The 24,555-nt window shown below is 32.4% G+C and carries 18 protein-coding genes; 10 read left to right on the forward strand and 8 right to left on the reverse strand.

Translation table 11 applies throughout. The features are described 5' to 3' along the window. Window positions 1-41 precede the first annotated feature (41 nt). The 4 genes from K337_RS0108145 to K337_RS0108160 all read left to right on the forward strand — a co-directional run bounded on the left by K337_RS0108145 (window position 42) and on the right by K337_RS0108160 (window position 6,997). Window positions 42-2,342 carry a TolC family protein gene (locus tag K337_RS0108145; protein ID WP_028856160.1) on the forward strand — a complete coding sequence of 767 codons (2,301 nt, stop codon included), beginning with the start codon at window positions 42-44 and terminating at the stop codon, window positions 2,340-2,342. 22 nt (window positions 2,343-2,364) lie between these two features. Next, window positions 2,365-3,447, forward strand: coding sequence for an efflux RND transporter periplasmic adaptor subunit (locus K337_RS0108150; RefSeq protein ID WP_028856161.1), 1,083 nt, complete (start codon window positions 2,365-2,367; stop codon window positions 3,445-3,447). A 12-nt stretch (window positions 3,448-3,459) separates the two neighbouring features. Beyond that, window positions 3,460-6,624: an efflux RND transporter permease subunit gene (locus tag K337_RS0108155; protein ID WP_028856162.1), complete on the forward strand. Its 3,165-nt coding sequence runs from the start codon at window positions 3,460-3,462 to the stop codon at window positions 6,622-6,624. Between the two features lie 88 nt (window positions 6,625-6,712). After that, a complete protein-coding gene (locus K337_RS0108160; protein WP_051251677.1) occupies window positions 6,713-6,997 on the forward strand; it encodes a GNAT family N-acetyltransferase in 285 nt (94 codons plus the stop codon). 53 nt (window positions 6,998-7,050) lie between these two features. On the opposite strand, the gene K337_RS0108165 is transcribed toward K337_RS0108160, so the two are convergent. The 6 genes from K337_RS0108165 to K337_RS19820 form a co-directional block, all read right to left on the reverse strand. Continuing rightward, the gene (locus K337_RS0108165) at window positions 7,051-9,078 is read right to left on the reverse strand and encodes an alkyl/aryl-sulfatase (RefSeq protein ID WP_084140826.1); all 2,028 of its coding nucleotides are present in this window, start codon (window positions 9,076-9,078) and stop codon (window positions 7,051-7,053) included. A 101-nt stretch (window positions 9,079-9,179) separates the two neighbouring features. After that, a complete protein-coding gene (locus K337_RS0108170) occupies window positions 9,180-10,331 on the reverse strand; it encodes an OmpP1/FadL family transporter (RefSeq protein WP_028856165.1) in 1,152 nt (383 codons plus the stop codon). Between the two features lie 42 nt (window positions 10,332-10,373). Next, window positions 10,374-10,862, reverse strand: a complete 489-nt coding sequence (locus tag K337_RS0108175; protein WP_028856166.1) for an LA_2272 family surface repeat-containing protein — start codon at window positions 10,860-10,862, stop codon at window positions 10,374-10,376. Between the two features lie 19 nt (window positions 10,863-10,881). After that, complete coding sequence (locus K337_RS0108180; protein ID WP_028856167.1) at window positions 10,882-11,688, reverse strand: hypothetical protein; 807 nt, start codon at window positions 11,686-11,688, stop codon at window positions 10,882-10,884. 353 nt (window positions 11,689-12,041) lie between these two features. Then, the gene (locus K337_RS0108185; RefSeq protein WP_211226084.1) at window positions 12,042-13,637 is read right to left on the reverse strand and encodes a DUF1254 domain-containing protein; all 1,596 of its coding nucleotides are present in this window, start codon (window positions 13,635-13,637) and stop codon (window positions 12,042-12,044) included. Between the two features lie 13 nt (window positions 13,638-13,650). Next, entirely contained in the window at window positions 13,651-13,815 is a 165-nt protein-coding gene (locus K337_RS19820) for a hypothetical protein (protein WP_156877344.1), read from the reverse strand. A 135-nt stretch (window positions 13,816-13,950) separates the two neighbouring features. On the opposite strand from K337_RS19820, the gene K337_RS19825 reads away from it, so the two are divergent. Both K337_RS19825 and K337_RS0108200 read left to right on the forward strand, forming a co-directional pair. Next, window positions 13,951-14,100: a hypothetical protein gene (locus K337_RS19825; RefSeq protein ID WP_156877345.1), complete on the forward strand. Its 150-nt coding sequence runs from the start codon at window positions 13,951-13,953 to the stop codon at window positions 14,098-14,100. Between the two features lie 23 nt (window positions 14,101-14,123). Next, complete coding sequence (locus K337_RS0108200) at window positions 14,124-14,432, forward strand: hypothetical protein (RefSeq protein WP_169712884.1); 309 nt, start codon at window positions 14,124-14,126, stop codon at window positions 14,430-14,432. Window positions 14,433-14,537: 105 nt separating this feature from the next. On the opposite strand, the gene K337_RS0108205 is transcribed toward K337_RS0108200, so the two are convergent. After that, the gene (locus K337_RS0108205) at window positions 14,538-16,565 is read right to left on the reverse strand and encodes an alkyl/aryl-sulfatase (protein WP_211226085.1); all 2,028 of its coding nucleotides are present in this window, start codon (window positions 16,563-16,565) and stop codon (window positions 14,538-14,540) included. A gap of 201 nt (window positions 16,566-16,766) precedes the next feature. Between K337_RS0108205 and K337_RS0108210 the strand changes: the two genes are divergently transcribed. The 4 genes from K337_RS0108210 to ebgR all read left to right on the forward strand — a co-directional run bounded on the left by K337_RS0108210 (window position 16,767) and on the right by ebgR (window position 21,118). Further along, entirely contained in the window at window positions 16,767-17,246 is a 480-nt protein-coding gene (locus tag K337_RS0108210; protein ID WP_028856171.1) for a MarR family winged helix-turn-helix transcriptional regulator, read from the forward strand. 204 nt (window positions 17,247-17,450) lie between these two features. After that, window positions 17,451-18,812 (forward strand): dipeptidase PepV, encoded by a 1,362-nt coding sequence (pepV, locus tag K337_RS0108215; protein ID WP_028856172.1) that lies wholly within the window; start codon window positions 17,451-17,453, stop codon window positions 18,810-18,812. A 245-nt stretch (window positions 18,813-19,057) separates the two neighbouring features. Beyond that, window positions 19,058-19,999: a sodium:calcium antiporter gene (locus K337_RS0108220; RefSeq protein ID WP_028856173.1), complete on the forward strand. Its 942-nt coding sequence runs from the start codon at window positions 19,058-19,060 to the stop codon at window positions 19,997-19,999. Between the two features lie 111 nt (window positions 20,000-20,110). After that, complete coding sequence (gene ebgR, locus K337_RS0108225; protein WP_028856174.1) at window positions 20,111-21,118, forward strand: transcriptional regulator EbgR; 1,008 nt, start codon at window positions 20,111-20,113, stop codon at window positions 21,116-21,118. A gap of 123 nt (window positions 21,119-21,241) precedes the next feature. Here the strand turns inward: ebgR and ebgA are convergent, their stop codons facing one another. Next, the gene (gene ebgA / locus K337_RS0108230) at window positions 21,242-24,298 is read right to left on the reverse strand and encodes a beta-galactosidase subunit alpha (RefSeq protein WP_028856175.1); all 3,057 of its coding nucleotides are present in this window, start codon (window positions 24,296-24,298) and stop codon (window positions 21,242-21,244) included. Between the last annotated feature and the right edge of the window lie 257 nt (window positions 24,299-24,555).

Here is a 24,555-nt window from a genome sequence, read left to right on the forward strand (position 1 = left end):
CTACTAATTTAAATAAAAAGAACATATAGGAGGAGATAAAATTGATAAAAAAAATAAGTTTAATCATTATGTTATTCATCATAAATGTTTGCACCTTTGCTAAAGAAGTTGTGAATATTGCTGTATTATACAGTCAAAAAAGCAGTAATAATATAAAAAATTCTCAAAGTGTCATCGAAAAAGAATTTACAGATGTTTTAGGAGGAAATTATACTATAGTTTTTCCAAAGGAATTACAAGTTATAGCCAAAGAAGGAAATGAAGAAATTGATAAAAGTTATTCAGCTTTAACTAAAAATAAAAAGGTCGATGTAATTATAGGTGGAGATCACTCAGTGTCTAACCAAATCATAAGCAAAGAGAGTGTAAAAAAATTGAGTATTATGCCTTTTGCTCAATATATATCCCACGGTGAAACTAGTCAGGTCGAAAATCTTACCTACAGTGTCCAAGAGATTGGATTTGATAAGATCTTCCAACTTCTAAGAAGTGTGGATAAGGATTTCTCAGAAATTGCCCTTATAGCTCCAGAAGAATTTTTTGATGTAGATCAAAAAATGTTTTCTTATATAGAGAAAGAGGTCAAAAAAAATGGGGTATCCAAGGTCAAATGGATTCCTTTTAATGGAGATTATGAAAAATTAGCTGCAGATGTTAAAGGAGAAACTGTGGCACTTTTAGGCGGCTTTTCAGATCAAGATAAATTTGTCCAAGTTATGGATGTTTTAAACAATGAAAAGATAGTAACATATGCAGATGGATATGGCACAGGCATCAGTGAAAAAGCTTATCTATCTTTTGAAGTAGATACAAATATCCAAAGAAGACTTCGAAAATCAGCTATCTCCCTCTTGGAAATATTAGATGGAGGAAGTGCAAAAGATCAGAAAGTTTATGTAGTTGGTGGAGAGATGAGACCAGTTATAAATCAATCTGTGGCTGAAAAAATAGAAAAATGGCCAAATTGGAGAACAACAGTAGCAGCTAAAATAGTTGGAAAGGAAAATTTAGGAGAAGAACTAACCCTTTATTCATCTATAAGAAAAGGATTAGAAGATAACCTGCAACTGACAATAAATAAAAATGACCTGAATATCCAAGAATATCAAGTAGATGCAGCTAAGTCATCTAGACTGCCTCAAGTAGTGGCAGCAGGTGGATACAAGGCAGTAGACCAGGGGCAGGCAGATGCTCAAAATGATGTAAAAAAAGATAATACTTATGTAGGTGTAGGATTAAAACAGGTAATATGGAACGATAAATTAAATTCATCGGTATCTATAGAAAAAAGTATTTATAATGCAGAAAAAGAGAGTTATAAGCAAAGTGAACTGGATACAGTCTTAAAAATTTCTACAGCTTATTTTAATGTATTGAAACTAAAAGCTTCTCAAAGCATTCAATACAGCAACTTAGAACTGACTAAAAAGAATTTAGAATTAGCCAGAGTGAGAGAAAAAGTTGGATATTCTAGAAAGTCAGATGTATACAGATGGGAAAGTAAGCTAGCTACAGATATCAGCAAGTTAAGTGATTCTCAGGCTAAACTTCAAAATGCCAAGGAACAGTTGATGAGAATTTTAAACAACGATCTTAATACAAACTTTCAACCGATAGATATCTTAGATACTGAAGAGTTTTTAGGAATAGCAGGTTTGGAGTTAACTAAGAAAAATGTAATGGATGATACCCTAGATAAATTAATAAAATTAGGTCTTGAAAACTCTACCGAGATCAAACAAATTGAAAATTATACGATAGCAGCTGAAAGAAAACTGAAGGAAGCTAATAGAAATTTCTACAGTCCTGAAGTAGCATTAACTGCTGACTATAACTACTATATGGATAGAAAGGGTAGTGGAGAATTATATTCTACTGATGGAGACCCTAGAAAGGAAGCTTGGACTGTAGGAGTACAGGTAAGTATCCCATTATTAGAAGGCGGAGAAAGGATAGCTAAAAGAAATACGGCTACAGAACAGGTCCAAAAATTAACACTTCAAAAAGAAGATGTTGAAAATAGTGTAAAACAAAATATCAGAGCTTCTCTAACAGATTTAGTAACAGCTAAAATAAGTGTTGAAACTTCAAAAGATGCAAGAGTTGCAGCAGTTAAAACTCTTGAATTAGTAACCGATTCATATTCAAGAGGAGAGGTATCTATAACTGAGTTATTAGATTCTCAAAATGTCGCAATTCAAGCTAAAGAAAGTGAAAGTGCATCTAAATATGATTATTATACTAAGTTGATGATAACAGAAAGAGCAGTAGGAGCTTATCACCTATTAAATCCTGAAGCATATTCAGAATTATTAGATGAAACTAATTTAAAAGTACAATAATCAAAAAATGAGGAGGAAACAAATGTCATTATATAAAAAAACATTACTAATTGGATTTATAGTAGTTACCCTTGCAAGCTGCGGGACTAAAAAGGAAGAGGAAAAAATAAATTTAAGATCTGTTAGACATGAAACTATAGAATTAAAAAGTCCAGTAGAAGCTCTTAGCTTTACAGGAGATATAAAATCTGCTGTAGAACCTGAGGTGAGTTTCAGAGTACCTGGAAACATTGAAAAAATGAATTTTAAATTAGGACAGTCTGTGAAAAAAGGAGATGTTTTAGCTACCTTAGATAAGATTGACTATGAAATTCAATTAAGAAAGGCAGAAAGTTCTTATGAAACGGCAAAAGCATCACAAATAGAAGCTCAATCAAGCTACAATAGAATAAAAGAACTATATCAAAATGACAGTGTCTCTAAAAGTGAATTTGACAGTGCAAAAGCTAGGATGGATTCTACATCTGCATCTCTAAGAGTTGCATCGGAAGGTATAAAATATGCAAAACGTCAATTAAAATATACTGAATTAAAATCTTCTATAGATGGAACAGTGGCTGTAAAAGTCTCAGAAGTAAATGAAAATGTAGCTGCTGGTCAATCTGTGTATATTTTAAATACTGATACAGATTTAGAAGCAATATCATTTGTTCCAGAAAGTGCTATCGGGCAAATAAATATTGGATCACAGGTTAATATATATGCAGGAGCTATAGGGAAAAATTATTTAGGTGAGGTTGTAGAAGTAGGTACTTCATCTCTACAATATGGATCTACATACCCTGTAAAAGTAGCTATCTTAGGTATGGATAAAAGCTTGAGAAGTGGAATGTCTGTTGTAGTAGATTTTAATAAAGATATATTAAGTGAAAAGAATAAGATATTCATACCTTTAAATGTAATCTTAAAGGATGTAAATACTAACTACGTCTTTATCGTAGAAAAAGATGGAGAAGGTGTAGGAGTTGTCAGAAAAGTTGAAGTTAAAACAGGAATGGTTACCAACAAAGGTTTGGAAATTTTAGATGGTTTATCAGAGGGAGACGAATTAATTACTGCTGGAATGACTAAATTAGAAGACGGTCAACAGGTAAAATTAAAATAGGGAGGAATTTACATGAATTTAACAGAGATAGCAATTAAGAAAAAAGTAGTCACATTTACTTTTATATTGCTTTTAGCATTAGCTGGAGTTTCTACCTACTTTAAATTACCAAAGGCAGAGGATCCAGGATATGTAGTAAGAACTGCTACAGTGGCTACTCTATATCCAGGGGCCAGCCCAAGCAGGGTAGAGAACTTAGTGACAGATAAAATTGAGCAAAGAATTCAAGAGATGCCGGAAGTTGACTATATTGACAGTGAAAGTAGAGAAGGATTCTCATATATTACTGTACAATTTAAGGACGAGTATAAAGTAATGAGACCAATCTTTGATAAGTTAAGAAGAAAGGTAGATGACGCTGTTAAAGATCTTCCTAGCGGAGCAATGTCACCATTTGTAAATGATGATTTTGGTGATGTTTACGGTACAATGATAGCTGTAACAGCTGATGGATATTCACCTGAAGATCTGAGAAGGATCGCAAAATTTACAATGGAAGAACTATTAACTATGAAAAATGTAGGTAAGGTAGTTAAATATGGAGTTAGACCGGAAAATGTATTTATAGATTATGATAATGCTAAACTAGCACAGTTTGGAATTTCTCCAGGATATTTAAAAAATGCTCTAGAGAGTACAAATATACTATCTCCCGGAGGACAAATACTTTTAGGGAAAGAAAGATTAAGTTTTGAACCTAGTGGAAACTTTGATTCTGTAGATGATATAAGAAATACAGTTATCAGACTTCCAAAGGGAAATTTAGTGAGGGTAGAAGATATTGCCAAAGTAAGAAGAGCATATCAGGAACCTATTCTTACAAGGGAAAAATTTAATGGAAAAGATACTATCTTCATTGCAATCTCTTTAAAAGAGGGAGGAAATATCTTAGACCTTCAAAAAGAGATAGATGAAAAAATTGGAGCTGTAGAATCTAGTTACCCTATAGGAGTAGATTTTACATATTTAACACAGGAAGCTGCAAGGGTAGATAAGAGTGTTCAAAGTTTCCTATCTAATGTAGCCCAATCTATACTCACAGTAATGGTAGTATTAATAGTATTTTTAGGAGTTAGAATCGGAGCTATCGTAGCATCATTAATTCCTATAGTAATGGCATCATGTATGGTGTTTTTAAGTTATTTCGGACTGAGTCTGGACCAAATTTCACTGGCAGCCCTGATAATTGTATTGGGAATGCTGGTAGATAACGGAATAGTAATCTCCGAAGCCATCATGGTAAATATGGAAAAAGGAATGGAGAAAATTGATGCAGCCTTGGAAGCAGCAAGAACTCTCAAAGGACCACTTATGATATCTTCTATGGTTACCATATCAGCATTTTTACCAATTGTGCTGGCAGAAGGAACTATGGGAGAATATACAGGACCTATAACCTATGTAGTTGCCATTTGTTTAGCATTATCATGGGTATTAGGGATAACCCTTATTCCTCTACTCTGTGTATTATTTTTAAAGGTAGAGAAACAAGAAGCCGGTTATAACAGTAAGTTTTATAGACTTTATAGAGGTTCTCTTCTAAAAGCACTAAAACATAAATTTATGGCAGGAATCATTATCCTTGGGATATTCTTCATATCTTTATTTGGATTTAAAACCTTTGTTAAGGTAAAATTTATGCCAGACAAAGATATACCACTTTTAACAGTCGAAGCAGAACTTCCATTCGGAACTTCTATAGAAACTACAACTAATATGATATTAGATGCAGAAAAATATATCCGAAAAGAATATTTATTAGATCATCCAAAACAAGTAAAACCACCATTAATTGCAAATATCTTAGCAGGTGGAACTTTAGTTAAATACGAAAAAGAAGGAATATTAAATGCAGGAACATTTATAGGAGAGAGTGCACCAAGATATATATTATCTCATACTCCTAAGATGAGTCAGCCAAATTTAGCTTTTGCAATAATCAATGCTACCAGTTTTGATATTATAAAATCTGAGATACAGCCTAAACTTATAACCTGGTTTGAAGAAAACTATCCAGATGCTAATATTAAGATCGATACTCTGCAAAATGGAGCTCCAAGTGACCGTCCAATAGAAATTAGATTAAAGGGTAGAGATACAGATAAATTATACGAATATATTGACCAAATAGAAAAAATAGTAAAAGAAAATATTGTAGGTTTGGCTGATATAAAAACTGATTGGGGTGTAAAAAATAGAAAATTCACAGTTAATATCGACCAGCAAAGAGCACTTAGAGCTGGGCTTACAAGTCAAGATATAGCAATATCTTTAAACAGTATCTTAAGCGGGATAAAGCTTACAGACTATAGAGAGGAAGACAGACTGATTCCAGTAATGTTGAGATCTCAAGGAACTTCTAGAGAAGATATAGAGGTATTAAAAAATACACCTATATATAACCAGACTACAGGTAAATCAGTTGCTTTAGGACAGGTAGCTGATATAAAAACCGTTTGGGAAGCCCCTAAAATAGTTAGAAAAGATAAGATCAAAGCTATCCTATACCAAGTAGGATTAAGAGATACCACAACAGCTATGGAACAGACATTAAAAATTAAACCACTATTAGATGAAGCTGCATCTAAATGGGATTATGGTTACAGTTATGAATTTAAAGGAGAATACTATAACAGTAAAAAAGCAAACGATGCATTATCTTCAAAATTCCCTATAGCAGGAATTTTTATATTATTATTACTTATAATCCAGTTTAATTCATATACTATATTAATCACAATTTTAGCAGCACTGCCACTTATCTTATCAGGAATAACATTTGGATTGGGGTTAACTCAGCTTCCATTTGGATTTATGCCGATATTAGGTGCACTATCTCTAGTTGGTATCATGATAAACAATGCCATAGTATTGATAGACAGGATAAATATTGAAAGAGATGAAGAGGGACGGGAACTCCCAGATGCAATAGTACATGCTGCACAAGCAAGATTTAGACCAATAGTTCTTACTACAGCTACTACAGTGTGTGGACTGATTCCATTATGGTTAGGTGGAGGAGTTATGTTCGCAGGAATGGCCGTAACTATGATTTTTGGACTTATTTTCTGTTTAGGTATAACACTAGGTATAGTACCTATCTTATTTGCAATTTTTCATAGAGTTTCCTACAAGGAATATGAATATGAAGATGAAGATGAAGTTATAGAAGGATAAAAGATTCAGAGGGGTTTGCCTAGTTTTAGGCAGACTCCTCCTTTTTAAAAAATATAGAATAAAAAATTGATTTTTAGGAGGCTTTTATATGGAAAAAATTATAATTATACACTCATTGGACGAGAAGAAATTTTTAGCTATGGATGGAGACGTCAAGGTGGGACAATTAGGATATCAATTAAAAGATAAGGTTATCTACATCAACAGCACCTATGTAGATCCAGAATATAGAAATAGATTTTTAGGAAAAAAATTATTGGATCAGTGTGTAAGTTATGCCAGAGAAGAAAAATTTAAAATCTCCCCTGTATGCTCATTTGCAGTAAGACTATTTGAAAAAACAGATAGATATAATGATGTAAAAATTATTTAAAAAAAAGAGGTGATTTCTGATAATACAGAAATCACCTCTTTTTAATTGAGTTACTATCCCTTAGTTCCTGGTAAGATTTCAAAACCTTTATCAAATGTATCTAAAGAATCTTCTAATTTTTTAATTACCGATGTATCCCCAGTACTCTTCGCTGCCCCTTCTTCTAAAAGCTGCGTAATAGTTTTTTGCCCCATCATAACTGAGTTTAAGTCACTTCTGTTAACTGTAATAGTTAAATCCGGATTTTTATGCTGGAATCCTTTTATATTAGTTAGAGTTGAATTATTTAATTCTACAATATATTCTTCTTTATTGTCCGGTGTTTTTAAATTTGCAATAAATTTAGTATCTCCTATCTTATCGCTATTCAGCCTAATAGATAAGAAATCCAGCCACGATCCTGTATCCATCCCTTTAATAAAATCAGGACCAGTTGTGTCTGCTGAATTTCCTGTCGGTACACCATTTCTAAGTTCAGATGCTCCCTCTAAGAAACTATTTCTTACACTTGGACTTTCCTGCTGATATCCTATCTGTTCAAACACATCTGCTAATAGATCTTTGGCTGCTTGATTCTCAGGTTCTGCATAAACCAGTTTATTTAATATTTCCTGAGCCAATTTATATTCTCCCTTATCGTATAATTCCTGTCCTTTTTTAATTATTTTTCTACTTCCACCCATCATCTCTACATATAGTGGTGCTGAGTCTCCAGGTGATAACGGAATCAATGTGGCTGGATTGGCATCCCAATAACCTAAATATCTGTTTATTACCGCTCTACTATTGTGCTGTACCGATCCATGGTAACTTCTTGCATGCCATTTATTTTGAAGACTTTCAGGAACCTCATATTCATTATGTATTTCATTGATTGTTACACCTTTATTAGCCAAATTTAATACTCCGTTATTTAAATTAGCATATGTATCTCTTTGGTCTCTCATGACTTCCTGTATCCTGTCATTTCCAAATCTCGGCCAGCTGTGAGATGCCATCATATAATCTGCATCTTGTCCAAACATATATAGAGCTTTATCGATCTCTTTTGACCACAGAAGGGAATCTCTTACCAAGGCCCCCCTTAATGTATAAATATTATGAATTGTTGCTGTAACATTTTCTGCTGCCCAGAATGTTTTTAAATCAGGAAAATATGTATTCATCTCAGCTGGTGCCTCTGTCCCAGGTGTATTTTGGAATACCATTTTTACACCATCTATAGTCATTTTTTCTATATCCTTTGATATAATTACATTTGGAGCCAATAACCCGACCTGACCCTTAGATACGTTTTTACCTATGGATTGGTCTACATGTCCATGGGGATCTGCCGGTAAAAGCACTCCATATTGAAAATATAAACGACGATTCATAGCGTTTCCTGATGCTAAATTTTCCGATATAGCATGTTCCATAAATCCTTCTGGAGCTATTACTTTTACCTTTCCGCTAGCCACATCTTTATCATCGATTACTCCTCTAGCACCACCAAAATGATCTGCATGACAATGAGAATATACTACTGCAACTACAGGTCGTTCTCCTAACTGTTCATTTATAAATTTAAGAGCCGCTGATGAAGTTTCTGGTGATGTCAATGGATCAAATACAATCCATCCTGTTTTACCTTTAATAAATGTGATGTTGGCTAGATCAAAGCCTCTAATCTGATAAACTCCATCCCTTACTTTATATAATCCATAATTCATATTGAGAATTGCCTGCCTTTGCAGTGAAGGGTGAATAGTATTATACTCCTCTCCCTCTTTCAGTAAAAAATCATAGCTTCCCATACTCCATACAACGTTTCCATCTTTATCTTTAATTTCCCTATAATCAGGTGCAGCTATAAATCCTTTTTGCTGATCTTCGAAATCCCGCTTATCCTCAAATGGCAGAATATTCTTTTGTTCTTCCCATTTTGCAACGGTAAATGTCGATGCAGGCTTCCCTTTAGCATCAAAATGGTTATTAGGAACCTCAGCAGTATTTTGTGTATTTTTACCCATATTTAGGTTATTACACCCTGCAGCTGATACTAACATTAAAGCCAATAATGCAAATTTAATTTTTTTCATTTCTTACCTCCTATGAAAATAACTTTATTTACTTCTACAACTATTAATTACTAACTAAAATGTTATTTCCTTTTTATAACAGATTGATTTTATACAAGAGATTATAGCTTGTACGATATTCCTAAACTACCTATTGTTATCCCCGTTTCACTTGTCCCACCTATCAAGCTTTTTGTATTCTTTTGATTATTGTTAAATGCATATTCCAATGACCCATTTACAGTTAGATTTTCAGAATATTCATATCCTATACCTGCTGTAATATGGTGTTCTGTTATTAAAGATAAAATAGGCATAACTGTAGCGGATGGAATAGGATTGGCTCCATAATTATAACCAGCTCTTAATTTTATTTTTTCTGTAGCACTATATTCAAGACCTATAGCGTATACAATTTGATCTTTCCAATCTAATGGAATAGATTGATCTTTTGCACCTTCTAACTTTATATCCATACTTTTCATAGCATTTGACCAATCAATAAATTTGATATCAGCTGCCAAAAGTAATTTCTCAGTTAATTTATATGAAGTTCCTAAAGCTAATTCTGACGGCCATGAAAGATTAGTCTCGGCACTTCCTTCATTACTTCCTATGGCATAATACTTACCTTCATAATCCAATTGATCTTCTACTGTATATTTAAGAGCAACATTCCATCTCTCGTTAATAGAATATATTGTTCCTATTTTTATTCCATAACCAGATGCCTTCATCTCCTCTAGTTTTATTTGATTTCCTATCTCCATATTCATAGCTGAATATGACAAATACGGAGTTACTCCTACTGACCATTTATCGTTTATTTTATAAGCTGCCGTAAAATTTAAAGTAGCATAGGCTAAATCAGAAGAAAATTTTTGATTTAAAACACCACTATTATATTCTGTTCCTAGGCCCCCTTCTCCTATTAGAGATATTCCTAATACCAAATCTGAATTTTCTACCCTATGAGCATAGGAAAAACTAGGTAATGGTATGATCATAGACTCACCATTAATTTTTTGATTTGGTCCCTCAAAAGAAGTTTTAGGGGAGATTAATCCAAGATCAAATTGAAGAACTGACCCCTCTATATATGATAATGATGCTGGATTAGAATCTGAGCTAGATACATCTTCATTTATAGCTATCCCAGAGCCTCCCATCCCTGAAGATCTAGTTGTCTGTCCAATCATTTTTGAGCCATTTGATCCATATGCACTTATTCCTAATGTACAAATTAAAACCCATAATATTACTTTATTTTTCATCTTCACTCCCGAATTTTCTGATTTAATTATACACTTCAAAACTTAATCAATTATTGATTTAGATATATTAAAAAATGGGAATATTGGTAAAAATCCATCTGGTGAATAGTTTAGGAAACCTATTTGAAAACCATTTAATTTCTTTGCTGTATTTATTAATCCCCACTGAGCACCTTTAACACTTTTCCCTATGTTAATAGCTCCAATCTGTACTCCTTCACTTTTCCCCTTATGATAATTTACCATTCCTTGACCTAAACCAGTAAAATCTCCTTCAACTTTATTCATTCCAAAAATTGAAAATTGATACCCAGTAAAATCTCTTGATTTAGATAAAGAAACTAGATTTAAATCTAATCCATGATAGTCTCTTTCTTTATTCCCTTCTCCTGCTTCGATTTCACCGTCTAAAGTCCCCCCTGCAGTCCAAAATAAAACATTTAATCTTGCCCCTGTATTTGATTCATCCATTCCACTTGCCATAGAAATATATCCTATTGTTAACATTAATATTAATACTATCTTTTTCATTTTCCCTCCTTATTTCCACTTAAAAAAAGTAACCTATTCTAAATTCTAATTCATTATTATATTCTTTATTTTTATCGTATATTGGTGTTTTATACTCTAAAGAAACTACAGTTTTTGGTGTTACCATCTTTCCAACTAAAATACTAAATGGAACAAACCATTCTCCATCCTCTAATTTCATTTCAGGTGCAATTGTTATAAACCTTCCTTTGGAAAAATTAAAGTTAATCGCTGGTTGAACTATTAGGTAATCTTGTTTTTTTCGATCACTGTCTCCTCCAATATCATTATGATCCCTTATTAGTAAATAGGTAAATCCTTTTAATCTCTCTGTTTTAAAATCTGCTTTAATTCCTAATAGTGGTGCTAACTGATTTCTACCTGTTCCTAAATTATCTTCACTTGCAGTATTAAAAACAGTCTGAGCACCATAACCCCAAGTCCAATTTTTATCTCCTTGAGGAGCTATTACTATTAGCTGTCCCAATAGATCCCCGGAACCAAATGTATCTTCATTTGATCTATTTGAAAATCCAACTGGTATATCTGTTCTAAATGCCAATTTCCATTCATTTTCCAAAACAACTGGTTTATCCATTCTGAATACTGTAAGTGCATTTGATTCATTACCGTCAAAACTTTGATATTTCCCTCTGATATCAAATCTTGTAAGTGGCTTAGTAAAATCCTGACCAGTATTAACTTCTTCATTTTGCTCCTTATTCACTATCTCTATTTTTTTCTCGTCTATTTCTTTTAAATTTTCAGCAAATAAAAAATTATTTATAACTATCAATAACAATAACATTCGACTTATCTTCTTCATATTCTTCCTCCTAGTGTACTACGGACTATTTTTCTAATTTCGTTTAATTTTTTTAGTTATGTTTTAATAATCCCATTGATTTAGATCTATTTTTTATAATAATTTCGCTAGAATTTTGGTTCAACCCTTTTTCTCCGAGTAAAGAAAAGCATGCCAGAACCTCTAATGCTTAATGAGAGGGTTCTTGACATGCTAAAATTTAAATACTATGCTAATGATATATAGGACCATGAAAATCCTAGTTAAATTTAAGTTTCTAGCAGGAAGCAATTCACTTATTACAAAAAAATCTCGTACTTTCATTTTCTGATTTTTTTTGAAATCATTTATAAGTAAATATTATTCCATGTCTATTAATTAGATTCTATTTCTATAAACTCACCAGGAATCCATTCTCCAGTGAACAAACTCTTCTTAGGACCGTATAGTCGTATTAAAGAGAACCAATTTTTGTCTTTTGGAATATGAACATAATTTTCAGTATAAGCTCCTTCAGGTAATGATGGGCCAAACCATAAAGTTGTCGAACCATCAGGATTTTTAATAGGGTTGTCTCGGTCACCAATCGATGGATACTTATTATTACTTGGCACTCCAGCAGCAGTCTCTGCATCATATGCAGTTAACGACCAAAATAGTCCTGCAGGTACGTTCTTTGGAAGTGTTATTGAATATGTTCGTTCACCACGCAGATATTCACCATTTGAATCTTTATATGCCCCTGCATACTTAGCTCCTCTGCCAATTTTAGCATTTATCATTCCATCGGATATAGAGAAGTGGTTGATGTACATATGTATCTTAGCATCTACATTTGTGTGCCCTGTTTCAATTGAATTATACGAAGTATCAGACATTGAAGCATACTGATTACCATCCTCATCAACTAAGGCATGAGCTACCCATGAAGGAGATTCCTCCCAAAAGATTGTACGCCCAACAGTATCACGTCCTTTTTCATCAAAGTTTAATGCAACTTCTTTTGCTATTTTCCAACCAGTTTGTGCTGCAAGTGTTAACATTTCTTTTTCAGCATCCGATGGGTTGAACTTATATCCCTTCTTGATACCTAAAGAAGCAAGAATACCATTCATGTAAGGATCAACCTCTAATATTGGTTCAGCTTGAATAGTACGATCCAACTGTTCAAAGTAAGTCCAGTCTTTAGGGGAGAGAGAGTTACTTGGTATATCTGAAACTTCATAATATTCCATTGGCTTAGCTTCTCCAATTAATGGATAAATCTTAGTTTTTTTCATAAGATCAACTGCAGGAGCTGTGTTATTTATATCCATAAAAAATGATCTAAGGAGCAAGAATACTTCATATGTATTTGATTCATAAATGAAATATTTATTAGAATCATAATTCGCTCGTGATTCCCCTGGAGGAAGAATTAAGAATGTTCCACCCTTACCTTGATCAGGACCAGCAATTCCTATATCTCCAGAATAATGGGTACCATCTTTCTTTTTAGGACCAACCAATGCATCATGCAACATATTATCTACAAGAGATTGTAATCCAGCTGGCGCTTCAATAACTAAAGGTCCTGTATCCTTCATATCTAACCATGCTAAACCATAGATTACATCACTATTAGGTGTAGCAATAATCGTATTTGGTTTTAACCTGTCTTCGTAAATAGCAATTTTATTATAAGATGTGCCACCCATAAGCTCTGCGTGTCCTTCTTGCATAGCTCTCATGTTTGTAATTGGAAGTGCCCAAAGATATGCTTGGGTAGCTCTTTGAAAAGCTAGCTCCTGTTGAAGAGCTTCAGCTGAATCAGCCGTTGGATAACCACGATCAAACTCTAAATTTGCTAAGGTTTTGTGACGCTGAAACGTTAATTCACTTGATTTACTTGATTTATTCGTGCACCCAGTAAAAACTAATACTATAGCACTTATTAATATACTACTTTTTAATATGTTCTTTTTTTTCAAAATAACCATCTCCTTAATTATTTATTTTCAACCTTCTATAAGAACCTAAAAATTGCTTTATTTCAACTAACTTTAATTCAGGCAATTTATAATTTTCAACTGATTCTATATTGGGAACATAAAATCTCATCAATGTGTTCCAACCTTCCTCAACTGATATAATATTCTTTAATCCCATACCTAATCAATGTTTTTTCATTTTATTCCTCCTGTTTAATTTTATTGACAATTTAATTCTTATAGATTACATTAATAGTAAAATATAAGAAAAAAAAACTCTAGTGGGGGGGCTCCCCATAGTAAGGAGGATATGATGAAAAATAATAACAATTTAAAAAATCATTTAGATTTTTTTGAAAGTATGATCACTATTAATATTGAATTAGAATATATTATTAATAAGGAAGTCGCAAAGTTCAATCTAAATAAAGGTGATGTTTTCTTTTGCAGAGAATTGACATAAATAAAGGTGCTCATCAATATTTTTTGATAAAAAATTATAATCTAGATAAAAAATCTACTCGAAATAGAATAAATAAAATGCATGATATGGATCTTATTCAAATTAAAATAGAGAAAAGAAAGAAGTCGATTTTTCTAACTGAAAAAGGAAAAAATATTGTAACTCAGCTTTTACAAATGAGAGTATTATTTTTTAATGAAGCTGTCGAAGAAATTGGAATAGATGATCCTGAAAAATTTTTAGAAAATATAAAAAAATTAAAAAATTGGTTAAAAAATAAAAGTCAAAGAACATTGGGTTTATCTGACTATTCTAAAGATAATTTATTGTAAATTCTATTTTTATAAAATTTTATTTTTCAATGTTCTTAATAATTTCATTGTAGATATAAAAAGCATGAGAATTTACTCATGCTTCTTATTTTTTATTTTTAACTTTTATTTTTTAGTCCCTGGTAAGATTTCAAATCCTTTTTCAAATGTATCTAAAGATTCTCTTACTTTTTTTATTGCTGATATATCTCCTGTACTCTTTGCGATACCTTCTTCTATCAATTGCTCAATCGTTTTTTGACCCATCAATACAGGATTCAAATCCTTTCTATCTACTGTAATAGTGAATGTAGGACCTTTATGTTGAAACCCTTTTATTGTTGTCAAAGTTGAGTTATTTAACTCTACAATATATTCCTCATTATTATCCGGTGTCTTTAGATTAGCAACGAACTTAGTATCTCCGATTTTTTTACTATTCAATCTAATTGATAAGAAATCTATCCATGATTCTGTTTCCATCCCCTTAATAAAGTCAGGTCCAGTTGTATCTACAGAACCTCCTGTTGGTATACCATTTCTAAGTTCATAAGCCCCTTCTAAGAAACTATTTCTTACACTTGGACTCTCCTGCTGATATCCTATTTGTTCAAACACATCTGCCAAGAGATCTTTTGCTTCCTGATTTTCAGGCTCTGCATATACTAATTTATTTAATATTTCCTGAGCTAATTTGTATTTCCCAGCATCATATAGTTCTTGTCCTTTTTTAATAATTTCCTTACTTCCACCCATCATCTCTACATATAGCGGTGCTGAATCTGATGGAGATAGTGGAATCAATGTAGCTGGATTGGCATCCCAGTATCCTAAGTATCTATTTATTACAGCTCTACTGTTATGCTCTACTGATCCGTGATAACTTCTTGCACTCCATTTATTTTGAAGACTTTCAGGAACCTCATATTCATTATGAACTTCGTTGATTGTTACACCTTTATTTGCTAAATTTAATACTCCATTATTTAGATTGGCATAGGTATCTCTCTGATCTCTCATAACTTCTTGAATCCTGTCATTTCCAAATCTAGGCCAAGTATGGGATGCCATCATTACTTCTGCATCTTGTCCAAACATATATAGAGCTTGATCAATGTTCTTTGACCATAATAATGCATCTCTTACTAATGCTCCTCTCAATGTATAGATATTATGAATTGTTGCAGTTATATTTTCTGCTGCCCAGAAAGTTTTTGTTTCTGGGAAATAAGTATTCATTTCCGATGGTGCCTCTGTTCCAGGGGTGTTTTGGAATACCATTTTTACGCCATCTACAGTCATATTTTCTATGTGCTTTGAAACTGTTACATTTGGAGCTACTAATCCAACCTGACCCTTTGATATGTTTTTTCCTATTGATTGGTCTACATGGCCATGAGGATCTGACGGTAAAAGTACACCATATTGGAAGAATAAACGACGATTCATAGCATTTCCTGTAGCAAGGTTTTCAGATACAGCATGTTCCATAAATCCAACTGGAGCAATTACTTTTACCTTTCCACTCTTTACATCCTTTTCGTCAACTACACCTCTAGCGCCTCCAAAATGATCTGCATGGGAATGTGAATATATTACTGCTACTACAGGACGTTCTCCTAACTGCTCATTGACAAATTTAAGTGCTGCTGATGAAGTCTCTGGTGATGTCAAAGGGTCCATTACTATCCACCCTGTATCACCTTTAACAAATGTTATATTTGCTAAGTCAAAACCTCTAACCTGATAAATCCCGTCTGCTACCTTATACAAACCATAGTTCATATTAAGAATTGCTTGTCTCTGTAATGAGGGATGAATTGATTTATAATCTTCCCCTTCTTTTAATAAATAATCATAACTTCCTATATTCCAAACTACTTTTCCGTCTTTATCTTTAATTTCCCTATAATCTGGGGCAGCTATAAACCCTTTTCTCTGCTCATCAAAATCTCTCTTATCTTCAAATGGTAGTTTATTTTTTTGCTCCTCCCATTTTTCAATTGTATATTTTGATGCACCCTTTCCCTTTGGATCAAAATGGGCAGAGCTAACCTCTGTTTTCTCCTCTCCTTTAACCTCTGTCTTAGTCTCATTACATCCAGTAACTGCTACTAGCATCAGTGCCACTATTGCAAACTTCATCTTTTTCATCTTTTCCTCCTTATTCTATCAATTAATTTTTATAAATCTAAGTTTTATGAAAAAATTCTAACAAAATTTATCTCCTCTGAAAACGGGTGAATACTTCATCCTTTAATTTGAAATAAAAAAATATCCCTACCAATAACTCGTTTTGAATTTTTAATTATTTGTGCTAATATTCATTAATATAACAAAAATCATGGAGGAATTATGGAGAAAATAACAAGTAAATTTGCTGGACTGGTTAAAATATTTTCATCTATTGATAAAGAAATAAATTATACGGCCAAAGAAAGATTAAAATTGTTAGGGATAACCAAGGCAGAAAGTGTATATATCAAGCTGATCTATGAGGCAGAAGGACTAACCCAGTATGAGATAGCAAAATCTCTCCACATGAGCAAAACCCTTACAATAAAACACATCAGCAGTTTAGAGAAAAAAAAGATCATATATAAAGTAGAAGCTGATTTAAATAAAAAACAAGTTTACCTGACAGATAAAGGTGTGGAGATCTATAAAAGTTTTAATGAAATTTTAGAACTCCTAGGAAGTATTATGTTTGAGGAGTTTCCTGAAAAAAAAGTAGACGAATATATAATTATATTAAATTCTATAAAAAATAATTTAAATAAATTTAATAAAAGAAGAGTCAATGAGTCTGATATTAACCATAATAAATTTGAATAATTTTTATAAAAACACAGGGAGAGAAAAATTAAAAAATAATGAAAAAATAGAATGATTATATAAAATACTCCTATAATAATTGTACTTTTTACGAAGAAAATGAATTATAACCCTTGAAAAAAACGAAAATAGGTTATATACTAAGAGGGTAAAATATGAAAAAAAGTTAATGGAATAAATAATTAAATCGAAGGGGTGTTTTAAATGTTACAAGATAAAGTATTAAACTATAAAGATGACGTAGTAAAATCAATACAGGAAGCTATTAGAATTAAGAGTGTAGAGGAAGCTGCTTTACCTGGGATGCCATTTGGAGAAGGACCTGCAAAGGCCTTAGCTCACTTTTTAGAGTTAGGAGAAACATTAGGATTTGAATCTACTAACTTTGATAACTATGCTGGTCATATTGATTTCGGAGATGGAGAGGAAACTCTAGCTATCCTTGGACATGTAGATGTAGTACCTGAAGGGGAAGGATGGGATCACGATCCATATGGTGGAATTATTGCTGACGGTAAGATCTATGGTAGAGGAACTTTAGACGACAAGGGTCCTATGATCATGTGTATGTATGCTATGAAAGCATTAAAAGATTCTGGATTAAAGCTAAACAAGAAAATTAGAATGATCTTAGGAGCTAACGAAGAAACTAACTGGGGATGTATGGACCACTACTTTGGTACTCTAAAGATGCCGCAACCAACTTTAGCATTTACTCCTGATTCAAGTTTTCCAGTTACATTTGCAGAAAAAGGAATTATGCAGGTGACTATGACTAAAAATATCGATACTAAAAACATCACTATCGAAGGTGGAAAAGCATTTAACTCCGTAGCAGAAAGTTGTGAAATGACATTCCCAGCTGAACTTTTAAACACTTTAGAAGCTAAAATAAAAGAATACAATGAAAACAATGAATATAAGATGGAAATCAAAGATGGAAAATTAATCTCTTATGGTAAATCATCTCATGGAGCTAGACCACAAAGTGGATATAATGCTATATCTGCATTGATGGGAACTTTAGAAGGAGTAGATTTAGGAGAGATCTCTGAATTTGTAACTTTCTATAACTCTAAGATAGGAATGGAGTACAACGGTGTTTCTATGGGAATTGGATTTGAAGATGCAGACTCTGGAAAATTAAGTTTAAACATTGGAAAAGTATCTATCCAGGATGGTAAGGTAGAATTAAGCATCGATATGAGATACCCTGTAACAACTAAAAAAGAAGCTGTTTTAGAAGGGTTAGAAAAAGCTGCTGCAGAAAATAATTTTGAATTAACTGTAAAGAGCCACACCAATGCACTTTATTCTCCTAAAGACACTGTCTTAGTAAAAACACTTATGGACGTATACAAAGAGATCACAGGAGATGCAGATGCTGAACCTGTAGCTATCGGTGGGGGAACATATGCCAGAGCCGTAGATAATGGTGTAGCATTTGGAGCATTATTACACGATCAAGAGGACAATATGCACCAAAAAAATGAGTATTTAGAGATCAGCAAGTTAGATACACTATTAAAGATCTATGTAGAAGCTATCTATAGATTAGCTAAATAAGAAACATGAATAAATGGATACTTCTTTAAAAATACTTATTGATTATAAAAGTTCAATATGGTACTATTTCTTATAATAATGATCAAAGGGGAGTAACCGGCTCAATAGAGCAGGTAGGTTCAACATGCATGGCTCTAAAAGCCTGGACCTATCAATATACTAAAGTATATGGTGAGACTTTTGTTAGAATTTTTTTCTAACAGAAGTCTCTTTTTTTATTTTGATCTACAAAAGGAGGAATAAATATGGTTTATTTAATATTATTTTTTATTGTTGCTGGTGGGATGGTATTTTTCGCTAAAAGACTCACTCATTCAGGGGATAACTTAGGGAAATCTCTGGGAATGGAATCCTCGTGGGTAGGAGTAGTTTTACTTGCATCTATCACATCCTTGCCTGAGTTGGTTACCGGGATCACATCTACTAATCTAGGGAACCAGACTATGGCTATAGCTAATATTTTTGGGAGCAATACTTTTAATCTCTTTATAATTTTTATCCTGGATGTTATTATCTTAAGAAAGTTTGTTTTCATAAAAAATATCGATAGAAAAGAGGGATTAAAGTTATCTCTTCTTACTTTATTTTTAAGCAGTATCTTCATATTGGGTTCATTCTTTAAAGAGGTTCAGCTTTTAGGACAAAGTCCATTTATCCTTTTTATCTTTGGAGGTTATATCTTCTTCATGAAATCCCAGGGTAGTAATGAGGAGGAAAAAAAGAAGATTGATTATACGAAAGTAATGAAACCATTAAAAATATTTTTAATCGATTCTATAGGGGTAGTTATTTTAGGGTATGTCTTATCCCAGACTGCGGATAAATTAGCTGTTACACCTATAATGGGTATTGTCCTTGGCCAATCAATAATAGGAGGTTTTTTATTGGCTGTCTCTACCTCCCTTCCAGAATTGATAGTTTCTACAGAAGCGGTAAAAAAAGGGGATTTTCAGATGGCTATGGGAAATATCCTAGGGAGTAACTTATTTAACCTGGCTACCCTTATGGTAGTTGAATTTCTATCTAAGGGGAGTCTCTACAACTATTTAGGAGGTTTTAACTTTTCTGTTGTCGGTGCAGCTATTTTAATTCAAGGTATCTTCAGTATAAGCTTATATTATAAAAAGGAAAAACTTTCTTTTTTATTGTTAGGTGGATACCTATTATCTCTAGTAACCTCAATATAGTAAAAATTTTACCTTTTTAATCCATTATATTTAAAAGCTTCCATTGAATTAATGATTAATTAAAGGTATAATAATTACTATAATAATAAAACTTTTACTGGAGGACTGTATATGGCCACACTCAAAGAAATAGCTGAAAAGGTAGGTGTATCTCCTGCAACTATATCAAGAGTCTTAAATGAAGATAAAAATATAAGTGTTAAGGAAGAAACAAGGATTAAAATTTTTAATATCGCCAAAGAATTAGGCTATAAAACTATAGCTGAACGATATTTAGATAAAAAAATACAAAGAAAATATAAAGTAGGTGTAGTTTTTAGTCATAGTGAAAAAGTAGAATTAGAAGACTCCTACTACCGTTCCATTAAATTTGGAATTGAAAATCAGTGTAAAAAAAGAGGGTTTGATATAGTGAAATCATACTACCCTGATATAGATGATTCCACCACTAAAAAATTGCACAGAGTAGATGGAATTATTGCAGTTGGATGGTTTACCCCAGCAGAGATCAAAGAATTAAATTTAATTTCAAAAAATATTATATTTGTCGATTCTTGTCCTGATGAAGAGAAGTTTGATTCAGTAGTAGTGGATTTGCGTAAAATTGTAGAAAATGTAATAAATTATTTTATTAAAATTGGATATAATAGGATTGGATTTATTGGGGGACAAGATACAGCCTATGATGGCACCATTAATATGGACTCTAGGGAAAGTACTTTTAGAGAATATGGAAAGTTTAAAGGTGTAATCTCTGAAAAAGATATATATATTGGAAGTTTTACTACTCTTGATGGGTATAATTTGGCATCTAAGATTATCCAAGAAAAAAATATTCCTGAAGCTTTGTTTATCGCAAATGATTCTATGGCAATTGGAGCATTAAAAGCTTTCAATGAAAATGCCATCAATATTCCAAATGATCTGTCTATTATCAGTGTAAACGATATTCCAAATGCTAAATTTACTTTCCCTTCCCTTTCAACTGTCAGAATTCATTCTGAATTTATGGGGATTGAAGCTGTAGAACTTATGTTTCAAAAATTAGAGATGAATAGAGAGATTCCTTTAAAAATATTAGTTCCGACTAAATTAATTTTAAGAAACAGCTCTAAATAAATCAGTAACGTGACGTTACATCTAGACAGACACAATCTAGATTTTAGTAATGCCCTTTGCGGGTATAATTTTCTAGATCATAATAAAAACCAGACTCTGTATCTACAAAGTCTGGTTTTTTATTTACACTCTATATCTTCTATCTAACTCCCCTTCATCTATTTCATCTTTAGAGAACGGTACAAAAATCATATTGTATTTAAATTCTTTTGCATCTAATCTATGAATTGGAAGCTGCTCCTGCCCACAACTGTTACTTCCTAAACCATTTTGAGCATAGTCTAAGTTGAGAGTTATAAAATCCCTTTTTTTCAACTTATTTGAATGAGTTGCACTCTCTAAATCTTCCATTGTATAAAAATGTGCTGAAAAATCTATACTCCTATCTGATTTAACAAAAAATCCATCTCCCTTTTGAGTGGTAAAGGCAGCCCAATTTGTATCTGTCCTGTTTCCATTTTCTTGAGGATATACGTAGTTAGTAAACAATTCGTCTACAGTTTTTCTATATACCCCAAATTGATTGGCAAGTTTAGAATCACTATATGACTCTCCCTCTCCCCTTCCATACCAAGATACATTCTCATAACTTTTATTTATACCTAACTGTAATCCTAACTTAGGAATCATTGTTGGGAATTCATTTTTAGGTATTCCGTCAAGACCTATCTCCAAAATACCTGTATTATATATCCTGTATCTATAATTAATATCATATCCATATTCAAATACTGGAGGCGCTACCCTAGCTGTCATCCTTAATTCTATATATTCATTCCTAACTTCTGTCTCTATACTCCTAACTGATTCCTGCATCTGTTTGAAGTAATTCTTTGTCCAAATTTCCTTGATATACATATCGTTGTCTATAGGGGCTCTCCACATATTGAAAAATGGCGCTTTTTCTATGACTTCTCTCCCCTTTAATTTATAATTTAGAAGTTTTCCCCTTACCTTACAAAATTTAGCTTGAAAGTCTTCCCCTTGAACTAAAAGTTCAAACTCATTTTCAGTAATTTCAAATCTGATATCTTTCTTTGTTTTTTTTGAATATTCTCCTTCTAATTTAAAAGGTAACAGTAACTGTTCCCTTGTCAATTCATGCCCACCTACAGCCCAAGAAGAAGTTTTTTTAGTCACTATAGAAAAATTTAGATAATAGTCTGTATTGACTAAATTTATATCTATATATGTAATAGGAACCTTTACTATCCCCTCCATCCCCGGAGAGATGCCATCTATATCTGCTACTCCACTCTTTAAAAGAGTTTCACCGGCTACCACTTCCCACTTTAATTCTAAGTGATCCAACGATATAAAGTCATACATATTCCTTACTTTTACCTCTCCTAGTTCTAAGTTTTCCTCACTTATTTTTACAGGTTCTATAACTTTTTTATATTCAATTAAACCTGGAGAAGGTTTTTGGTTTGGAAATACAAGGCCGTCTATACAAAAATTTGAGTTATTTGGATAATCTCCATAATCTCCTCCATATAGATAGTAAGTATCTCCATTTTCATCTACCGCTTCTATTCCATGATCTATCCATTCCCAGACAAATCCACCTTGAATTGATTTATACTTATAAAATATATCCTGATATTCTTTTAGACCTCCAGGACCATTTCCCATAGCATGAGCATACTCACAGATAACTCTAGGCTTTGGATGTGGATCTTTCCCATATTCATCCATCTTATGAACTCTAGAATACATGGTAGAAATTATATCCACTACCTCTCCTTCCCTATCTTCCTCATAATGAATGAGTCTCGTGTCATCTAACTCCCTGCACCTTGCCACCATAGCTTTCATATTGTCTCCAAATCCTGATTCATTTCCCATAGACCAAAATATTATAGACGCATGATTTTTTTCCCTGTGAAACGCCCTTTCGATCCTTTCAACGTATGCATCTTTCCAAGTAGGATCTGTAGTTAATCTCGATAGATCTTTTACCCACATAAATCCATGAGATTCCAAGTCTGTTTCAGCCATTACATATAGACCTAATTCATCACAGAGGTCGTAAAAATATGGATCATTTGGATAGTGGGCAGTTCTAACTGCATTTATATTATGCTGTTTCATGAGAAGGAGATCTTTTTTTATCCTCTCTCTAGATACTGTCCTTCCAGTTTTAGGATCATGATCATGTCTGTTTACACCTTTTAACATGAAATATTCACCATTTAAATAAAAATTTCCATCTTTTAATTCAATTTTTCTAAAACCGACTCTTTGGGGTACAACTTTTTCTGTCCCCTCAAATCTAAGAGTTATTAATAAATTATATAAATTAGGAGTTTCAGCTGTCCATTTTAATGGTTTTTTTATGTCCATTAGATTTTTTAATGATCCCTCTTTACCTAACATCGTAGTTTTTTTATCTGCTGCTATAACTTTATTTTTTTCATCTAACAATGTATATTCTATTTCTACTTCTACAGCTTCCATTAGGTTTTTTAATTCTAAATTTATTTCTAATTTAGCATCCTCATATTTTGAATCTAAATGAGTTTTGACAAAGAGATCATGGATAGAGATTTTATCTCTAGATACAATAAAAATATCTCTAAATATTCCTGATAGCCACCACATATCCTGATCCTCTATATAGGAAGCATCTGACCACTGTAAAACTTTAACAACAATTTTATTCATTCCCTCTCTAACGTAATCTGTAATATCAAATTCAGCAGTCAGCCTGCTTCCCTTGCTCATTCCTACTTCTTTACCATTTATATATAGATAAAAAATAGAATCTACTCCATCAAATCTAATAATATTTTGTTTTTCTACCTCATCTTTACTCAGATAAAATTCTCTTATATAGATCCCTGTTGGATTTTCACTAGGTACATAGGGAGCATTTACAGTAAAGGGATAACCCTCATCTGTATATTGCATCTGACCATAACCTTTTAATTGCCAGCAGCTAGGAACTTCTATATCATCTAATTTACTACTATCAAATTCCTCTGTATAAAAATTTGAAGGTACGAATTTTGGATTTTCATAATATGAAAATTTCCATATACCATTTAATAATTTAAACCCCTCTGATCTGCCCCTCATAGATCTAAGTGCAGCCTCTCTATTTCCATAAGTATAAAAATCAGCTCGAGCCTCCATCCTATTTTTATGCAAAAGATTTTGATTTTCCCAATCTAACATATATCCCCCTCCTCAAGTAAAAATTTTAGTAAATATTTTACATTATTGTATTTTATGTTTCCTTCATTGTCAAGTTATATATTTAAATAGTAGTTTAAAAAATTATTTTAATTCCTGTTAAAAATAAACAAAAAATCTTAAATCTCCAATTAGTGAGCACTATTTAAAGGGATTGTAATAATTTTTATAAAGTTATTGACATTGAAGTTAATAAGAACTATAATCGAAATATAGGTAAAATTATACTAATTTTTTTA

The sequence above is a fragment of the Psychrilyobacter atlanticus DSM 19335 genome, assembly GCF_000426625.1.
GTDB classification, from domain to species: domain Bacteria; phylum Fusobacteriota; class Fusobacteriia; order Fusobacteriales; family Fusobacteriaceae; genus Psychrilyobacter; species Psychrilyobacter atlanticus.